Here is a 16935-nt window from a genome sequence, read left to right as displayed (position 1 = left end):
GCTCGACCGACTTCGTGCAGATCGACACGATCACGGTCACAGCGGTGTAGGCCGGAGCCTCAGGCGGCTGCCAGGATGCGCCCGACCTGGACAGCAGACCAAGTTCCGCCGCGCACGGTCTCGACCCGGCGGGCGTTCAGCTCGGCCGCGATCCCACGGTTGGACGTGACACCAGAGGCGCGGATGGCCTCGATCACCGGCCGGACGTTCTCGGCGAAGGCACGGGCAGCGTCACGGTTGGCGCTGGCACCCTTGGCACTGGCCTCAGCAAGGTTCGTCCGGTTTCCGAGAACCCCAGTCCCGACCTTGCCGGCCAGAGCGGCTTTCGTGCGGGCTGAGATCATGGCGCGCTCTTTCTCGGCCAAAGCGGCGTAGAGGTGGAGCACGAACGGGTCCACACCCTCACCAAGCTCGGCCACCAGGAACGGCACCCGCTGCGCCATAAGGCCAGCAACGAACGCCACGTCTCGGGATAGGCGGTCCAGCTTGGCCACCACCACCGCGCACTTGGCCTTGCGAGCAACAGCCAGAGCAGCGGCGAGCTGAGGCCGGCGGTCCAGGGCGTCGGCGCCCTTGCCCGTCTCGACCTCAACGAACTCGGCCTCCAGCTCGAAACCGTTGGACGCGGCGAACGCCTCAATCGCCTTGCGCTGTGCCTCAAGCCCCAGACCGCTCTTGCCCTGCCGATCCGTCGAAACCCGGAGGTAGGAAACCAGGGTGCGAGAAGTGGCGGACATGTCAGCGTCTCCGGTGTGACATCACCATACGAGCGTTTGGAGTTGTAACGCAACTCCCTTTCCGGCCTCCGCGCGAGGAAATCGCGCCCGGCTCAACACCAAGAAACGATCATGAACTCATCTGACGCATTCGGCCCATGGGCGCCGAACCTACCGCCGTGCGAGCGTATCGCCCGGTGCCGTACCCTACGGGCCGTTGCCCGCCTCATGGCCGGACCCCGCGCCACCGCGCTGTGTGAAGCCCTCGCGTGTGCGGAGGGCGATGCCTCGCACCTCGCCCGTGCCCTGACGGCTCTCAACCGTCTCGCCAGCCTCGACCGGAGGCGTGTGCTGGCATCCTACGGTCCGGTGATGACCGCGCCGTCCCCCTGCAACTGAGAAAAGTAAATGCCAATGACCGACAGAGTAAGAGTCATCGGATCGCCCAAGATCGATGAGAAGCGACAGCGAATAGATTTGATGCTTTCGGTTCCTCTGGTGCAAACTGCACGGAGTAAATCGAACAAGTATCCGATGAGTCGCGATGAAGTTGCTCGCCTGCTTGCGAACATACCATCGAGAAAGTGAGGCCAGTGGACCTGTAGGTCTCGCCCTTAGACATGGGGACTCTACATCTACCCCATGCGTCTCGCCGGTCTCACCCTGCTCCTGTCCCTCGCCCCAGTGACGGCCTCCGGCCAGAGCCTGGACGACACGCAGGCGATCAACGCCCTTCGGGACAGCGCACGCGCGCAAGAGCGGCAAGCCCGGTCCCTGGAACAACGAGAGGGCCTGCTACGTGAGCAAGCCCTCAAGGATGACAGAGATAGACGGAACGCGGCACGGGACGCGCGTTCGTCCCGGCGCTTTGACAGGCCCTGAGCCTACGCCTCGACGCGGCTCTCGTATCGTTCAAGCAGATCAATCAGCGCAGCGAGAGCGTCACTGGCGACCAGCGCACCGTTGCTGTCTCCAGCCTCATTCATGCGGTCGGCAGCCCTGCCAAGATCCCATCCGAGATCGGCCAGCTTCGAGTAGGTCTCGTGATCCAACATCTGTGTGTCTCTGAACCTACGGCAACCATTGCCGTGTTGCAAGAGCAAGATGGATCATTCCGCAGTGTTCATCAATTCATAAGGCACACACCTTCGCTTGCATGTAACACACATCACTCGCAAGAATGCAAGTCAGTTTTTCTGGCAGTATAGGGGGGCCTATGGCTGTCGTGAGAAAAATTTATTCTGCCAAAAGGACCCGATTACCATGAGTCGTGACCACACGGTCATCATCGCACTTCGCGAGAACACGAAGATACGGCCGGCCGATTTGGATTTCATCATCGAGAACGGTCAGAACTACAGAGGCGTCTCGCTCCCTGCTGGCGTCCGCCGCTGGCCGATGGGCGATTGCGTCCTCGGCGCACAGGACTTCGAGGATCGCGGCCTCGGCCGGTTCACATCGGGCTACGTGCTGCGATCAGGTACGCGCCGACCGATCCCGCACTCGTGGGCGAGCCGTGACGGCACCTACGCGCTGGACCCAACCCTCGCGGACGCGGTGGAGCACGCCTACTGGGGGTTGGCCGGAAAGCATCATGACCGGCTCAACACCATCGCCGCACACACGTTCAGGGGCACGACATCCGCCGGTATTCCGGTCGATCTGGCCAGGGGCGGTTTCAAGATCCCCGGCCTCCAACCGTTCCGGTTCCGGCTCTAAGGTCCGAACTTGGTCAGCTTGAGCGTGAGGTGGCTGCTCACGACCCCTTGGGGAAGCTTGGAACGTCCGCTTACGGGGTGATCGGTGAGGCAGAGACCTACGACCGGGTTGGGTGGTTCGCTGCCGGTCTGCTTCTGGACGGCGGATGCATTGAGGCGGACATCGTCTACGCGCACTTACAGGGAGAGAACATATCATCGGCGATTGTCTCCGCCGGGTCTCAGTTCGTCGATGTGGTACGCCATCAAGGGTGCCAGTCGCGCGATGTGCGGCTGCCATCGTGCCCGTTGCGCGAGATAAATCTCGGCGCCTTCCTCGTTGGGCATCGCCTCGATCCCCGCCGAAGAAAGCTGCCTGACAGCTTCTGCGAAGCGCGTGCGCCACGCCTCGCTCTCGGCCCTGCTGACGTCGGTTGGCGTGGGCAGGTCTCCGGGTAAGAATGTCGTTTCAAGCGTGACCACGAGCAGCATGGCGACGCGCCAGATTGCGTCGACGGCGGCAGCCTCCTTCAGCCATGCCGCCTGACGGCCTCCGATCCCGCTGCGGATCAGCGACACCGTGTCGAGGGCGACGAAGACTTGTGCCGAGACTGAATAATAGGGCTGACGGAAACGGAAGTAGAACAGCACGGGGTAGAAATGATGCGCCTCCTTCATCTCAGACAAGGATGCCGCCAGATCGGCCAGGTGGGTGTAGCCTGAACTAAACTGTCCCTGGGGCCCGAGCCGCGCCAGCAATTCGGCCGCGTCGGCGCTTTCACCCGTCAAGAGATGCAGCTTCAGCCCAAGGGCATTGCGTTGCCGGAGCGCGCTGTAGACCTGCATCACGTAGGTCAGAACCAGCGATGTCGCCGACATGCCGACGAGGGAGTTCACGAGATAGAGGACGCGGTAGCTGTCGGTGACCGGTTTGAAGTCGCTGGCCCCCACGATCGCCATGCTGCTGCCGCCCGCGTAGAGCGCGGTCATGAAGTCGGCCGGCGTCTCGCCACTGCTCGCCCGAACCGCCGCACCGAGCGCGGGATGGATGATCAGGCCGGCTCCGAGGGTAAGCCCCAAGGCCCAGAGCAGGACGTAGACGATGAGGATGACCGGGCCACAGAAGGACAGCACGGCGCCCCGCTTCTGCCCGGCCGCATCGGCGGCGGCGCGGAAGATCGCCCAGGTGAGATGGGCGACCCTGTCCGCGATCAGACCTGTCCCGATGCGCGCGTAGAGGACCGTCAGGAAGATGTCGGCGAGGACGAGGCCCATAACTAGCACGCCCGATGCCTGTTCGAGGGCGGGCAGGATCAGGCCAGCCATCCTTCCGACCTCAAGCGTTGGTTAGGGTCCAAGGACGCATCGCTTCTGGGCCGATGATGTCGGACGGCGGTTTGAAGCCGCGTGCCGCGCCCCGCATCACCTCGGCACGACGGCGGAAGCCGCTGCGGCGGCGGTAGTCGCGTCGGACCTTCTCAGACGGAGCGAGGGGTGCTTCCGCGAGGCTTCGCGCACAGATGACGTCGAGTGCGGTGACGCCGGCCAGAGCCATGAGGGCGATCAGCACGTTGTCCTTGCGCGGGTTATGGCCCTCCAGCCCGGGCAGCACCGTGGCGATGTCGAGCGCGTCGCCGGCCACACGTGCCGAGATCCACGGGGTCGGGTCGCGTGCACCCAGGATCCCGACCCCTTGGAGGAGTTCGCGCACTCCGTACGCTCGGATGACCGGAGCCGAGCGCGGCATTCCGAGCCATCGAGCGATGGCGCCGCCGCACGCCAATTCGGTTACTCCGAGGCCAATCGAGAACCAACCTAAGCCTTGGGCAAGCTCCCGAGTTGCGGGATCTGGTCTGCGGCGCGGATCTGAAACGAGATAGCTCGGCAACTCGGAGCGATCGGGATCGCCGCTTCGGCGGCGTTGAGACATGGACTCAGACATGCTGACTTCCTCGCTGGAGCACGGAGGGCGAAGGGAGCAGGCCCGCCGCAGCGCGACGGGCCGCGGAGCCACTCAGGGTCTGAGCACGACCTTGATGCAGTTGTCCTTCTTGTCGCGGAATGTCTTGTACATCTCGGGCCCTTGTTCGAGCTTGGCCCGATGGGTGATGACGAAGGACGGGTCGATCTGACCGTCGTCGATGCGCTTGACGAGATCATCGGTCCATCGGTTCACGTGGGTCTGCCCCGTGCGGATGGTCAGTCCCTTGTTCATGAGGGCTCCCATCGGCACCTTGTCGATGAGCCCGCCATAGACGCCCGGGATCGAGAGGATGCCGGCGGGCCGGCAGACATAGATCATCTCGCGCAGCACTGAAGCGCGGTCGCTCTCCAGCATCACCGCCTGCTTGACGCGGTCGTAAGCGTGTTCGAGCGCGCGCGGTGAATGCGCCTCCATGCCGACGGCATCGATGCACTTCTCCGGGCCCTTGCCGCCCGTAAGGTCGTTCAGCCGCTCGACCGTGCTTTCCTGACTATTGTCGATGGTGATCGCACCGCCGGCGCGCGCCATCTCCAGGCGCTCGGGCACGCTGTCGATGCAGACCACCTGCTTTGCCCCGAGCAGCAGCGCGGAGCGCAACGTCATCTGACCGACGGGGCCAGCGCCCCAGATCGCGACCGTATCGGTCGGCTGGATGTCAGCCTGTACGGCTGCCTGCCAGCCGGTGGGGAAGATGTCGCCGAGGAACAGCACCTGCTCGTCGCTCAGGTTCTCCGGCACCTTGATGTGCGTCTTGTCGGCAAACGGCACGCGGACGTACTCGGCCTGCCCGCCCTGGTACCCGCCCGTGAGGTGGGTGTACCCGAACAGTCCCGCGGTGGTGTGCCCGAAGGCTTTGTCGGCGATGTCCTTGTTGCGGTTCGAGCGTTCGCAGACGGAGAAGTAGCCGCGCTTACACTGGTCGCACTCGCCACAGATGATTGTGAACGGCACGACGATGCGCTCACCCTTCTTGAGCGCGCCATTGACGCCTTTGCCGGTCTCGACGACCTCCCCCATGAACTCGTGGCCCATGACGTCGCCCTTCTCCATGCCAGGCATGAAGTGGTCGTAGAGGTGCAGGTCCGAGCCGCAGATCGCGCAGGCGGTGACCTTGATGATCGCGTCGCGATCATCCTCGATCTTGGGGTCCGGGACCGTGTCGCAGCGGATGTCCTCAGTGCCGTGCCAAACCAGCGCCCTCATGGGAAATCTCCTAACATGTATGAGCTTTTTCATTCCCCTGCGTTAGATCTTCTCGTCCGAAGCGGGCTTCAGCTTAAAATGTTTCATGCCCTGAGTGCAAAAAACAAAATCTCAATGACACCCCCATCGACGTGTAACCTTGACAATGATGCATTCGATGATGAATTTGGACCGTTCTACGGATTGCGAGCGACCAGATTTGGCAAAACTATTTGGTCGACAAGCCCGGTGGACGCCGAGCTAATCTGGTGCCGTGAACGGATGCGCCCTGTCGGAACGGACAAGCGCAGACGACGTCTGCTTCGGCGCATGCTTGGACTACGGGCAGCGACCGCCGCAGGCCAGAGGCTCAGTGTTTGCTTCGGGACGAAAGGCCAAGGTTCGGTTGCCACCCGAGCCGAAGTCGCCGGAAATTTTGGCGAACGGTTGCTTTTGAGAAGCGCCAATAGTTGTCCGGGTGGCTAGGTTGGGTCGGTTGCGGAACGTCCGCTTGCGGCGGGCGGTTACCTCCAGCACTCCAGGCTTTCCTGACATTGCAGCGGCCAAGCTGATCGAAGTTGGGCCCAAGGAATGCTGACGTCTACAGCGATTTGCAGAGAAGGGCTCAGAAGGCGAGGACAAGGGCCAGCAAAGGAAACCCATCTGTCGAACCTCGCGCCAGTCCTGAGCGATCTTGGCGAATTGTACAGGCATGGGGATCGAAGGGCGTCCGTATTTCGCCGGCACGATCCCGTCACGCCACAAAAGACATGCAGGAAAATGCGGAAATAGGGATCAACCAGAAAAATAGTGCAACATCAAGCGGTTGGTGCAATTCAGCCGCCGAATTACCACATGAAGTGAGCCGCTAAAATAGGGCGCGCAAAGAAATGGCCCTCCACCGCGTAAGACGGGAAGGGCCAGAGGTGAAGACCCACTGCAAGGATCAACAAGTGAAAGATGGTAGCACCGCGCCAGTAGCGCAAGAGACACAAACTCACCCGACCCTGTTCGACAAGCAAATTTGGCTCGACGCGATCATGAGGCGGAAGGACCTTACCGACTCCGCGAAAGTCCTGGCTTGGCGTCTGGCCGACCACCACAACCAGCGCACGGGCCAGTGCAACCCATCCCTCCTGGTGCTATCCGAAGGAACGGGCCGTTCCCGAAGCGTGGTTCATGAGAACCTGAACGCGCTCCGAGACGCCGGCCTCATTGACTGGACCTCCGGCAACAGCTCCCGCAGCAACAGGTACGTCCTACAGGGAGTGGAGATCCACGACCGCGCAGCGAAACCAGCCTCTCCGGCCCCTCAACGTGGCAAGGCTCCGCATCTCCGTCTGGTGCCGAAGGACGACGTTCCGGCATCCGAGACCGTCCGGCCCGCCGGACTACAACCGTCCGGCCCACCGGACCGTCAACCGTCCGGCCAGCCGGACACCAACTCTCCCATTCTAACTCCCGAAGGAACTCTCTCTCCCTCTACTCCCTCAAGAGCTTCGGACGGTCCTGCCACTCCCTTCCGCCCCTCGACGGGGCACCAGGGAGCGCAGGACAGCACACACACCAACCAGTCCAAACCGACGACATGGCCGGATACCCTGGGATGGACCAGGGAAATCCGGGACATGGCAGTGGATCACTACGGCGGCTTCCATCCGGATGAGCTGAAAGCAACCTTCTACAAGTTCAGGGATCACGCGAAGAACAAGGGACTGAGATACGCTGACTGGCACAAGGCGTGGATGGACTACTTCAAGGGCGCCATACGGATCAGGAACGAAAGCCGGAAGCCGAGTAAGCCTTCGATGGCCATTTGACAGGCTCGACGGTGGAGGGCTGGCAGCAGCCCTCATCATCCTGAAAGCCGGAGAAGCCCGAAGGGCGCAAGAGCCATTGATACCGCCACGGCCAAGCTTCTGGTGAAGTAGTCCCGAAGCAGAGGGCTGCTTCTCGGAAGCATGGATGCTTGACAAACAGGGCCTTCTGTGCTAAAGACAAGGCATACTGCCAGTCTCGCATCTGGTAGCTGCCCCTCACACCTCTGACTCGCCGGATACCGTTCCGGCCTCAACGTCTCGGACACCAGTCCGCGGCGTGTTTTCGCATGCCTTCACCCATCACCACAGGAGAACCCAAGATGACCACGAACCCCGCCCCGGCGGCGGTCCGCACGTATGTCGAAATCGATGCCGACATGGCTCAAGCCATGGACCGCGACCGCAAGAACAAGCGTCTCAGCCGGCCCGCATACCTCCGCACTACTCTCGCAGCCGCCCTCATCGCAGCCGGTGAACTGGCACCCGCGATCCGTGAGGCCAGCCAGTGAGCGTCAGTCTTCACCTTGCCCCTCAAATCCGCGCCTTCGGCAAGGCCGCTGGCCGGGAGTTCACCACGGCGGAAATCGAGACCATCGAGACGACCATGAACGCGGTCGCCAGCCTCGATGACGCCGGCCACGTCCGCTTCGACCTTGGCGCCGGTCCTGTTGGCACGCTGGACGACGCCCTCACGATGATGAGCGTCGGCATGGGAGCGCCTGTCACAGTCTCGACGCCGGGCAGCTCGATCCCGGCCGGCTCGAACGCCACAGAGCGCGCGGTGGCGATGAACGCCGCGATCCGCACCGGGGCCGACGCCCGCAAGCGAGACCAAGCCTCCGCCCTTGTCCGGACCTACGGCAACCCGTGGAAGACCGGCAATCGCACCCACATGGCCTACGTCCAGAACGTGGCCCCCGAAATGGCCAGCCGTCTGCGGCTTGAGGCCGGAGAACGAGCATGAGCAACACTGCTGCAATGATGGGCCTCGGCGAGATGCGACGCCGCGAGCAGGCCGCGAAGGCCAGAGGCGAGAAGTTCAAGTCCACCCCCGAGAAGCGGGCCGCTTTGGCCGCAATCCTGGAGAAGCGCGAAGCCCTAATGGCTGAGCAACAGACAGCCGAGAAGGCCAAGGTCGAAGCATCGCCCGACGCCCTGCGTGCGGTCCTGAGCCGGGGCACCGTGGACGAGCTGGCCGAGATCGCCCGCATGATCGGACGCCTGGACGGCCGGCGCATGCAGGACATCGTGAACGAGGTGTTCCGCGAGCGGTCTCGCACCGGGTACGTCCCCGACGACGAAGCTTCACAGAAGCCCGCTGAGGCCCCTCCGGCCGCCAAGGCATCATCATCCAGCCGGACCCGCTGAACGCCGCCGGTGAGTCGCCCTGTGGATTGTGAGGGATACAAGGAAGCCGGACGTCACACAGCGGCCAACGGGGTCGGACGCCTCGCCCTGTGAGCCCGCCAGTAAGCAGCGGACCGCCTTCTGCTTACTGTGCGCTTACTACAGGCACTTTCCAGTAAGCAGGCCGGAAACGGAAAAGGGGCCGGCGCTACGCCAACCCCTTGACCCGTCATCGGAAATTCGATGGTACCACCGCCCCGGCTCGAACGGGGGACCCCCAGATCCACAATCTGGTGCTCTAACCAACTGAGCTACGGCGGCACTGGCGCGGGGTGTATCGTGGGCCGCGGCAGTTTTCAAGGCGATGCGTGCACGGGATTTGGACTTCGTGGACAGCGCCGTCCGAGCCCCCCGCGCCGGGGCCGGCCGCGCTCCCGCAGCACCGCCCGTTTGCAACGGGCTCGGCCCCGGCTGTAACTGCGGCGGCGGGGCCGACGCGTCGGCCCCGCCGATCGGGCGGACCGGAGGCGAGGGGGCGGACCGTGAGCGCGCGACAGCCATCGGGCGCCGCCGGCGGGGGCAGGGCGCCCGGCGACGGATCGGCCGACGTCCCGGCCCGGCGGCCCGTCAGGCCGGCGCGGAGGCCCCGTCGGCGCTGGACCGGGATCGGGCTCGTCCAGGCCCCCGGGCGGCTCCGCAGCCTCGTCCGACGGAGCGAGGGCGGCCTCGTCGCCCTCGCGACCCTGGTGGGCTGCGTCGCCGGCGTGGCGGTGTCCGCCATGACCTGGATCACCCAGACCCTGCGCGAGCATCTCTACCAGCTGCCCGCGGGCGCGCGCCTCAGCGCCGTCGACGCCGTGCCGCCGGCGCTCCTGCTCGTGGGCCCGTGCCTCGGCGGCGCCGTCCTCGGCCTGCTGATCGTCGCCGCCAACTACGTCCGCGGCCCGCGCAAGCGCCCGGCCATCGACCCGATCGAGGCCAACGCCCTGCACGGCGGCCGCATGTCCCTGCGCGACAGCCTCTACCTCGCCCTCCAGAACGTCATCTCGAACGGGTCCGGCGCCTCGGTGGGGCTGGAAGCCGGCTACACACAGATCGCCTCAGGCCTCGCCTCGCGCCTGGGCATCGCCTTCGAAGTGCGGCGCAGCGACCTGCGCACCCTGGTCGGCTGCGGCGCGGCCGGGGCGATCGCGGCCGGCTTCGGGGCGCCGCTCGCCGGCGCGTTCTACGCCTTCGAGTTGATCATCGGCACCTACTCGATCGCCACGCTGACGCCCGTGGTCGTCGCGGCGCTGTGCGGCAACCTGATCTCGCGCGCCCTGATCGAGGCGCAGCCGCTCGTCGATCTCGGCGACATGCAGGCGGTCACGACCTCGCACGTCACCAGCCTCGAGATCCTGCCCAGCCTCGCCCTCGGGCTGTTCTGCGCGGGCCTCGGGATCCTGATCATGCGCGGGGTCACGCTGGTCGAGCGCCTCGTCCAGGCCTCCGGCGTGCCGCGGGTGGCGGCGCCCGCCTTCGGGGGGCTGTGCGTCGGCGCGCTGGCGCTGCTCGCGACGCCGCAGGTGCTCTCGGGCGGCCACGGCGCCCTGCACATGCACTTCGCCGCCGAGGGGCAGGGGCACGGCATCGCGGTCCTGGCCGGGCTGTTCGCCGCCAAGGCCACGGCCTCGGCGATCTCGATCGGCTCGGGCTTCCGCGGCGGCCTGTTCTTCGCGTCGCTGTTCCTCGGGGCCATCGCCGGCAAGCTGTTCGCCGCCCTCGCCCCCGTGCTGGTGCCGCCGCTGGCGGATTTCGGCCTGACGCCGCTCGCCTACGCGGTGATCGGCATGAGCGCCCTGGCGGTGGCGGTCATCGGCGGCCCGCTCACCATGACGTTCCTGGCCCTGGAGGTCACCGGCAGCCTGCCGATCACCGGCGTCGTGCTGGCGGCGGTGATCGCGTCTTCCCTCACCGTGCGCAAGACCTTCGGCTACTCCTTCGCCACGTGGCGCTTCCACCTGCGCGGCGAGAGCATCCGCAGCCCCCACGACGTCGGCTGGATCCGCTCGCTCACCGTCGGCCGGCTGATGCGCCGCAATCCCGGCACCGTGGCCCTGGACACGCCGCTGCCCACCTTCCTGCGCGCCCATCCCCTCGGCTCGCCCTCCCGGGTGATCGCCGTGGACGGGGCTGGGCGCTACGCCGGCATCCTGAACGTGCCCGAGACGCACGCGGCCGCCCGGGATTCCGGCGCCGACGCGCAGCCGGTCCTCGCCGACCTGCTCCTGCACGCGGACGATTTCCTGACGCCGGGCATGAACGCCAAGGACGCCGCGGCCGCCTTCGACCGGACCGAGAGCGAGGCGCTCGCGGTCGTCGAGAGCGCCGAGAGCCGGAAGGTGCTGGGCCTGCTCACCGAGAGCCACACGCTCAAGCGCTACAGCGAGGAGCTCGACCGCCAGCGCCGGGCGATGGCGGGCGAAACCGACTGATTGTCAGGTCGGGGTGTTGACCCGATCCCGGCGCGGACCAATCACCTGACGCCGACGACCCGGGCCCCGCAGAGGCCCGCCCCTCGAAACGCTTGGAGGATTCATGGCCGCCCCAGAGAACAGCCAGCAGCGTCGCTACCGCATCGCGGTGATCCCCGGCGACGGCATCGGCAAGGAGGTGGTGCCGGAGGGCGTGCGCGTGCTGGAGCAGGCGGCCAAGCGGCATGGCTTCGGCCTCCAGCTCGACTGGTTCGATTTCGCCAGCTGCGACTATTACGAGCAGCACGGCCGGATGATGCCGGAGGACTGGAAGGCGCGGATCGAGACCCACGACGCGATCTATTTCGGTGCCGTCGGCATGCCCGAGCGCGTGCCCGACCACATCTCGCTCTGGGGCTCGCTGATCCTGTTCCGGCGGGAATTCGACCAGTACGCGAACCTGCGCCCGGTGCGGCTGATGCCGGGGGTGAAGTGCCCGCTCGCCGACCGCAAGCCCGGCGACATCGACTTCTGGGTGGTCCGGGAGAACACCGAGGGCGAGTACTCGAACGCGGGCGGCCGGATGTTCGCCGGCACCGACCGGGAGTTCGCCCTGCAGGAGACGATCATGACCCGGCACGGGACGGACCGGATCCTCAGGTTCGCGTTCGAACTGGCTCAGAAGCGCCCGAAGAAGCACCTGACCTCGGCCACGAAGTCGAACGGCATCTCGATCACCATGCCGTACTGGGACGAGCGGGTGAAGGCAGTGGCCGAGGCCTACCCGGACGTCCGGTGGGACCAGTACCACATCGACATCCTGACCGCGCATTTCGTCCTGAACCCGGACCGGTTCGACGTGGTGGTGGCCTCCAACCTGTTCGGCGACATTCTGTCGGATCTCGGGCCCGCCTGCACGGGCACGATCGGCATCGCGCCGTCCGGCAACATCAACCCGGAACGGGTGCACCCGTCGGTGTTCGAGCCGGTCCACGGCTCGGCGCCGGACATCGCTGGCCAGGGGATCGCCAACCCGATCGGCCAGATCTGGTCGGGGGCGATGATGCTGGAGCATCTCGGCGAGCACGCGGCGGCGGCCGAGATCGTCGGCGGGATCGAGCGGGTGCTGTCCGAGCGGACGCTGCGCACCCGCGACCTCGGCGGCAACGCCGACACGCAGGCCTGCGGCAAGGCGGTGGAGCAGGCGCTGGGGTAGGGCAATCACCCCGAGCCTCCCTTCCACGCCCTCATCCTGAGGTGCCCGCATCAGCGGGCCTCGAAGGAGCCCTCCAGGGATCGGGAGACCGCTGGAGGGCTCCTTCGAGGGCTACGCTGCGCTCCGCCCATCAGGATGAGGTGGGATTCCGTTTCCGTCTCAAGGCTGTGGTTGAGATGCCCTCTCCGTCATCACGAGCGGAGGTCCGAACACATCGACAGCGAACGGAATGAGCGCGGGAGACCGCGCTCTCCGTGGCGTCAGCGGGGGCGGCGGCGCACGCTCACCACGTTGCTCGCCGGCTCGGCCTTGCCGGTCTCCGCCGGCAGTGTGTCGAGGGCGGTCCTGACGATGGTCGTGGCGTCGAGGCCCGCCTCGGCGTACATCTTCTCCGGGCTGTCGTGGTCCTGGTAGGCGTCCGGCAGCGTCATCGTCCGCACCCGCACGCCCCCCGCGTCCAGCGCGCCCCGCTCCGCCAGCAGGTGCAGCACCATCGCGCCGAACCCGCCCCGCGAGCCCTCCTCGATCGTGATCAGAACCTCGTGGTCGCGCGCCAAATCCAGGATCAGCGCCTCGTCCAGCGGCTTGGCGAACCGCGCGTCCGCCACCGTCACCGCCACGCCCTGCTCGGCCAGCGTGTCGGCCGCCTTCAGCGCCTCCGACAGGCGCGTGCCGAGCGACAGCAGCGCCACACGCGCCTCCGCGTCGCGCCGCACCACCCGACCCTTGCCGATCGCCAGCGCCTCGCCCCGCTCCGGAAGCTCGACGCCCACACCCTCGCCGCGCGGGTAGCGCAGCGCGATCGGGCCCGTGTCGTGCGCGTGGGCGGTCGCCACCATGTGCACCAGCTCGGCCTCGTCGGCCGCCGCCATCACGGTCATGTTCGGCAGGCAGCACAGGTAGGCGAGGTCGAACGCGCCCGCGTGCGTCGCCCCGTCGGCGCCGACCAGCCCCGCCCGGTCCAGGCAGAACCGCACGGGCAGGTTCTGCAGCGCCACGTCGTGCACCACCTGGTCGTAGGCCCGCTGCAGGAAGGTCGAGTAGATCGCCACGAACGGCCGGTAGCCCTCGGTCGCCAGACCGCCCGCGAACGTCACCGCGTGCTGCTCGGCGATGCCCACGTCGAAGGTCTTGTCCGGGTGCGCCTTGCCGAACAGGTCGATGCCGGTGCCCCCCGGCATCGCGGCGGTGATCGCCACGACCTTGTCGTCGGCGTCGGCCGCCTTGATCAGGCTCTCGCCGAACACCCGCGTGTAGGCCGGCGCGTTCGGCTTGGCCTTGGCCTGGACGCCCGACACCACGTCGAACTTGACCACGCCGTGGTAGCGGTCGGCCGAGGCTTCCGCCGGCGCGTAGCCCTTGCCCTTCTGGGTGACGACGTGGAGCAGGATCGGGCCGTGCTCGGCGTCGCGGACGTTCTTGAGCACCGGCAGCAGGTGGTCGAGGTTGTGCCCGTCGACCGGGCCGACGTAGTGGAAGCCCATCTCCTCGAACATGGTGCCGCCGCCGACCACGAGCGAGCGGGCGTATTCCTCGGCCGCGGCGGCGCGCTGGTAGAGCGCCTTGGGCAGGAGCTTGCCGAGCTGCTTGGCGGTCTCGCGCAGGGACTGGTAGGCGCCGCCCGAGGCGAGGCGGGCGAGGTAGGCCGACATGGCGCCGACGGGGGGCGCGATCGACATGTCGTTGTCGTTGAGGATGACGATCAGGCGCGAGTGCAGGGCGCCGGCATTGTTGAGGGCCTCGTAGGCCATGCCGGCCGACATCGAGCCGTCGCCGATGACCGCGATGGCGTTGCGGCGCTTGGGCGGGCGGTTCTTCTGCTTGGCGGCGGCGTTGTCGAGGTCGCGGGCGACCGCCATGCCCAGCGCGGCCGAGATCGAGGTCGAGGAGTGGGCGGCGCCGAAGGGGTCGTAGACGCTCTCGCTCCGCTTGGTGAAGCCGGACAGGCCGCCGCCCTGGCGGAGCGTCCGGATGCGGTCGCGGCGCTCGGTGAGGATCTTGTGCGGGTAGCACTGGTGTCCGACGTCCCAGACGATGCGGTCGTCGGGGGTGTCGAACACGTGGTGGAGCGCCACCGTCAGCTCGACCACGCCGAGCCCCGAGCCGAGATGGCCGCCGGTGATCGAGACCGCGTCGATCATCTCGGCGCGCACCGCGTCCGCCACCGCCTGCAGCTCCGACTCCGGAAGGCGCCGCAGCGCCGAAGGAGACGGAACGCGGTCGAGAAGTGCACTCTGCTCGGGGGTAATCGCCACGGCATCAACCTCTAACGGATGGGATCGGTTCGACCGCCGAGCCTCAGGACATGTCGAGCGGGGCGACGCCCTCGGGCCGCCCGTCGGAGCCCAGCGTGATCCGCTGGATCCGCGCCTCGGCCCGCTTCAGCAGCGCCTCGCAATGCTTCTTCAGCACCTCGCCGCGCTCGTAGATCGCCACCGACTCGTCGAGCGGCACGTCGCCGCGCTCGAGCCGGCGGACGATTTCCTCGAGCTGTTCCAGCGCCTTCTCGAAGGGCAGGTCGCCGGCGGCGGGGGCCACCTCGGGTCTGCTCGCACTCATCCCAGATACTTCCTTTGGGGGTGTTTGTACGGCGCGATCCCCGGTCGCCACAACCCTGGGGGCCAGTCCGCCGGCCGGGTCCGCACCGTTTTGGACGGCCGCGGCGGCGTTTGCGCCACACTTCGCACCTGCGTTCGGTTCACGCCAGCGCGAGGGTGAACGGCGTGCCCTCGAAGGCGTCGGCGCCGCGCCCGATGCGGGCGATCGCCGCGACCATGCGGCCGTCGCGGTCGAGCATCCGGTCGGCGATCGCCACGAACAGGGCGTTGGGCGTCGCCGAGGGCGAGGCGGACCGGAGGGCGTCGGCGATCGCCGCCTCGTCGCGCTCAGGCGCCAGCGCGCAGGCCGCGATGTAGGCGGCGGCCGTCGAGCGGCTGATCCCGGCGTAGCAGTGGATCACCAGCGGCTTCTCCCGCGGCCAGGTCCGGACGAAGTCGAGAAGCCGGGCCACGTGTTCTTCAGCCGGCAAAACGTGTCCGTCCCGGGCCGCCGCGATGTCGCTGACCCAGATGATGGCGTGGTTCGCGGCGTGGATCACGGCCGGCCGCTCCAGCGGCGTGCCGACATTGATCAGCGTGAGCACGTGGCTCGCGCCCGTGGCGGCGACGGTCTCGGGCAGGCGCGAGAGCGGACAGACGTGGAGGGTCGGCATGGTGGGGCGCCAGTGACCTGCGATCGTGACGGATCGAGGGCGAAGATCCGTCAGGGCGGGGACAGGGCGGTGAAGCGCGCGAGAAATCGCGCCTCGGCCTCGTCGGTCGGCCACGGCCCGGCCAGGGCCGACACTGGCTCGGGCAGGTCGACCGAGGGGCCGAAATAGCGCTCGGCCTCCTCCGGCGCGAAGCCGGCGAGGCGCACCGCCTCGGCGTGGGCGGCGATCCGGTCGGCCCGCTTCACGAGCCGGGCAAGGGCGGGCGAGGGGGGGGCCAGCTCGAAGCGGCGGCGCACCGCCGCGAGCAGGCGCAGCTCGACGCCGCGATAGGCGTCGCCGATGGCGGCCTTGAGCGGCGAGATGATGTCCCCGACCACGTATTCCGGCGCGTCGTGCAGGAGCAGCTCGAGCCCGTCCCGGTCGGTGCAGCCGGGGGCGAGGTGGCGGCCCACCGCCTCGACCAGCAGGCTGTGCTGGGCCACCGAGAAGACGTGCGGCCCGCGGGTCTGGCCGTTCCAGCGCGCGACCCGGGCGAGGCCGTGGGCGATGTCGGCGATCTCGATGTCCCCGGGCGCCGGGTCGAGGAGGTCGAGGCGGCGGCCAGAGAGCATGCGCTGCCACGCGCGCGGCGGCGCGCTCACCGGGACCCGCCGAGCGCAGCGCAGGGCCCGTGCCGGTGGCAGCCGACGAGGTGATCGTTGACCATGCCCACCGCCTGCATGAACGCGTGCACGATGGTCGGCCCGCAGAAGGAGAAGCCCTCGGCCTTCAGGGCCTTCCCGATCGCCCGGGAGACCGGCGTCTCGGTGGCGATCTCCGCGCGGGTCCGCGCCGTGCCCTGGACCGGCCGGCCGTCGACGAAGTCCCACAGGAAGTGCGCGAAGCCGGGGCCGCGCTCCTCGATCCGCAGCCACGCCCGGGCGCCCGCGACGGTGCCCTGGATCTTGGCGCGGTTGCGGATGATGCGGGTGTCGGCCATCAGCCGCGCGACGTCCGCCTCGGTGAAGCGAGCGATCCGCTCGGGATCGAAATCCGCGAAGGCGTCGCGGAACCCGTCCCGGCGGCGCAGGATGGTGATCCACGACAGCCCGGCCTGGAAGCCGTCGAGGATCAGCTTCTCGTAGAGAGCGCGGCCGTCATGCTCGGGCACGCCCCACTCGGTGTCGTGATAGGCGACATAGAGCGGGTCGAGCCCAGCCCACCAGCAGCGTGGGCAGCCGTCAGGATGGGCGATGAGGCCGGTCTCGGACATACAGCGATGGTAACGAGAACAGGAGCGGAACGCCACCGTCGCGGCGGCGGCCGCACG

General features: G+C 67.3%; 17 protein-coding genes, 1 tRNA gene and 1 pseudogene. 8 read left to right on the top strand and 11 right to left on the bottom strand.

The window, feature by feature from the left end:
• Positions 1-59: 59 nt before the first annotated feature.
• Together ACQKQD_RS23835 and ACQKQD_RS23830 are read right to left on the bottom strand one after the other, a co-directional pair.
• On the bottom strand, positions 60-737 hold the full coding sequence (locus ACQKQD_RS23835) for a recombinase family protein (protein ID WP_427509729.1): 678 nt from the start codon (positions 735-737) through the stop codon (positions 60-62).
• 863 nt (positions 738-1600) lie between these two features.
• Positions 1601-1771, bottom strand: a complete 171-nt coding sequence (locus ACQKQD_RS23830; RefSeq protein WP_427509728.1) for a hypothetical protein — start codon at positions 1769-1771, stop codon at positions 1601-1603.
• Positions 1772-1979: 208 nt separating this feature from the next.
• On the opposite strand from ACQKQD_RS23830, the gene ACQKQD_RS23825 reads away from it, so the two are divergent.
• Positions 1980-2435, top strand: coding sequence for a hypothetical protein (locus tag ACQKQD_RS23825; RefSeq protein ID WP_427509727.1), 456 nt, complete (start codon positions 1980-1982; stop codon positions 2433-2435).
• A 194-nt stretch (positions 2436-2629) separates the two neighbouring features.
• Here the strand turns inward: ACQKQD_RS23825 and ACQKQD_RS23820 are convergent, their stop codons facing one another.
• The 3 genes from ACQKQD_RS23820 to ACQKQD_RS23810 all read right to left on the bottom strand — a co-directional run bounded on the left by ACQKQD_RS23820 (position 2630) and on the right by ACQKQD_RS23810 (position 5600).
• Entirely contained in the window at positions 2630-3727 is a 1098-nt protein-coding gene (locus ACQKQD_RS23820) for a two pore domain potassium channel family protein (protein WP_427509784.1), read from the bottom strand.
• Between the two features lie 22 nt (positions 3728-3749).
• Positions 3750-4355, bottom strand: coding sequence for a cyclase dehydrase (locus ACQKQD_RS23815; RefSeq protein WP_427509726.1), 606 nt, complete (start codon positions 4353-4355; stop codon positions 3750-3752).
• Positions 4356-4427: 72 nt separating this feature from the next.
• Positions 4428-5600, bottom strand: a complete 1173-nt coding sequence (locus ACQKQD_RS23810) for a zinc-dependent alcohol dehydrogenase (RefSeq protein WP_427509725.1) — start codon at positions 5598-5600, stop codon at positions 4428-4430.
• Positions 5601-6469: 869 nt separating this feature from the next.
• Here ACQKQD_RS23810 and ACQKQD_RS23805 point away from each other — a divergent pair.
• The 5 genes and pseudogenes from ACQKQD_RS23805 to ACQKQD_RS23785 all read left to right on the top strand — a co-directional run.
• Positions 6470-6784 (top strand): annotated as a pseudogene (locus tag ACQKQD_RS23805) (helix-turn-helix domain-containing protein); the annotation flags it as partial.
• A 423-nt stretch (positions 6785-7207) separates the two neighbouring features.
• Entirely contained in the window at positions 7208-7399 is a 192-nt protein-coding gene (locus tag ACQKQD_RS23800; protein ID WP_427509785.1) for a hypothetical protein, read from the top strand.
• A 320-nt stretch (positions 7400-7719) separates the two neighbouring features.
• A complete protein-coding gene (locus tag ACQKQD_RS23795; protein WP_427509724.1) occupies positions 7720-7908 on the top strand; it encodes a hypothetical protein in 189 nt (62 codons plus the stop codon).
• A gap of 95 nt (positions 7909-8003) precedes the next feature.
• Positions 8004-8363 (top strand): hypothetical protein, encoded by a 360-nt coding sequence (locus ACQKQD_RS23790; protein WP_427509723.1) that lies wholly within the window; start codon positions 8004-8006, stop codon positions 8361-8363.
• The gene (locus ACQKQD_RS23785; RefSeq protein ID WP_427509722.1) at positions 8360-8767 is read left to right on the top strand and encodes a hypothetical protein; all 408 of its coding nucleotides are present in this window, start codon (positions 8360-8362) and stop codon (positions 8765-8767) included. The genes ACQKQD_RS23790 and ACQKQD_RS23785 overlap by 4 nt, the downstream gene beginning before the upstream one ends.
• A gap of 223 nt (positions 8768-8990) precedes the next feature.
• Here the strand turns inward: ACQKQD_RS23785 and ACQKQD_RS23780 are convergent.
• A tRNA-His gene (locus ACQKQD_RS23780) sits at positions 8991-9067 on the bottom strand.
• Between the two features lie 221 nt (positions 9068-9288).
• Here ACQKQD_RS23780 and ACQKQD_RS23775 point away from each other — a divergent pair.
• Entirely contained in the window at positions 9289-11220 is a 1932-nt protein-coding gene (locus tag ACQKQD_RS23775; protein ID WP_244492222.1) for a chloride channel protein, read from the top strand.
• A gap of 103 nt (positions 11221-11323) precedes the next feature.
• Entirely contained in the window at positions 11324-12415 is a 1092-nt protein-coding gene (locus ACQKQD_RS23770) for a tartrate dehydrogenase (RefSeq protein WP_091928132.1), read from the top strand.
• 260 nt (positions 12416-12675) lie between these two features.
• Here the strand turns inward: ACQKQD_RS23770 and dxs are convergent, their stop codons facing one another.
• From dxs to ACQKQD_RS23745, 5 genes are all read right to left on the bottom strand, one after another.
• A complete protein-coding gene (gene dxs / locus ACQKQD_RS23765) occupies positions 12676-14670 on the bottom strand; it encodes a 1-deoxy-D-xylulose-5-phosphate synthase (RefSeq protein ID WP_427509721.1) in 1995 nt (664 codons plus the stop codon).
• A gap of 43 nt (positions 14671-14713) precedes the next feature.
• Positions 14714-14974, bottom strand: a complete 261-nt coding sequence (locus ACQKQD_RS23760; protein ID WP_012320922.1) for an exodeoxyribonuclease VII small subunit — start codon at positions 14972-14974, stop codon at positions 14714-14716.
• Between the two features lie 139 nt (positions 14975-15113).
• Positions 15114-15626, bottom strand: a complete 513-nt coding sequence (locus ACQKQD_RS23755) for a tyrosine phosphatase family protein (protein ID WP_427509720.1) — start codon at positions 15624-15626, stop codon at positions 15114-15116.
• Positions 15627-15676: 50 nt separating this feature from the next.
• Positions 15677-16237: a hydrolase gene (locus tag ACQKQD_RS23750; RefSeq protein WP_427509719.1), complete on the bottom strand. Its 561-nt coding sequence runs from the start codon at positions 16235-16237 to the stop codon at positions 15677-15679.
• A gap of 26 nt (positions 16238-16263) precedes the next feature.
• The gene (locus ACQKQD_RS23745; protein WP_091927309.1) at positions 16264-16878 is read right to left on the bottom strand and encodes a DNA-3-methyladenine glycosylase I; all 615 of its coding nucleotides are present in this window, start codon (positions 16876-16878) and stop codon (positions 16264-16266) included.
• Positions 16879-16935 lie beyond the last annotated feature (57 nt).

The organism is Methylobacterium sp. NPDC080182, assembly GCF_050281105.1.
In the GTDB taxonomy this organism is placed as follows: Bacteria; Pseudomonadota; Alphaproteobacteria; order Rhizobiales; family Beijerinckiaceae; genus Methylobacterium.
Note: the sequence above shows the minus strand (reverse complement) of the source record. Positions and strands in the feature narration are given on the sequence as shown.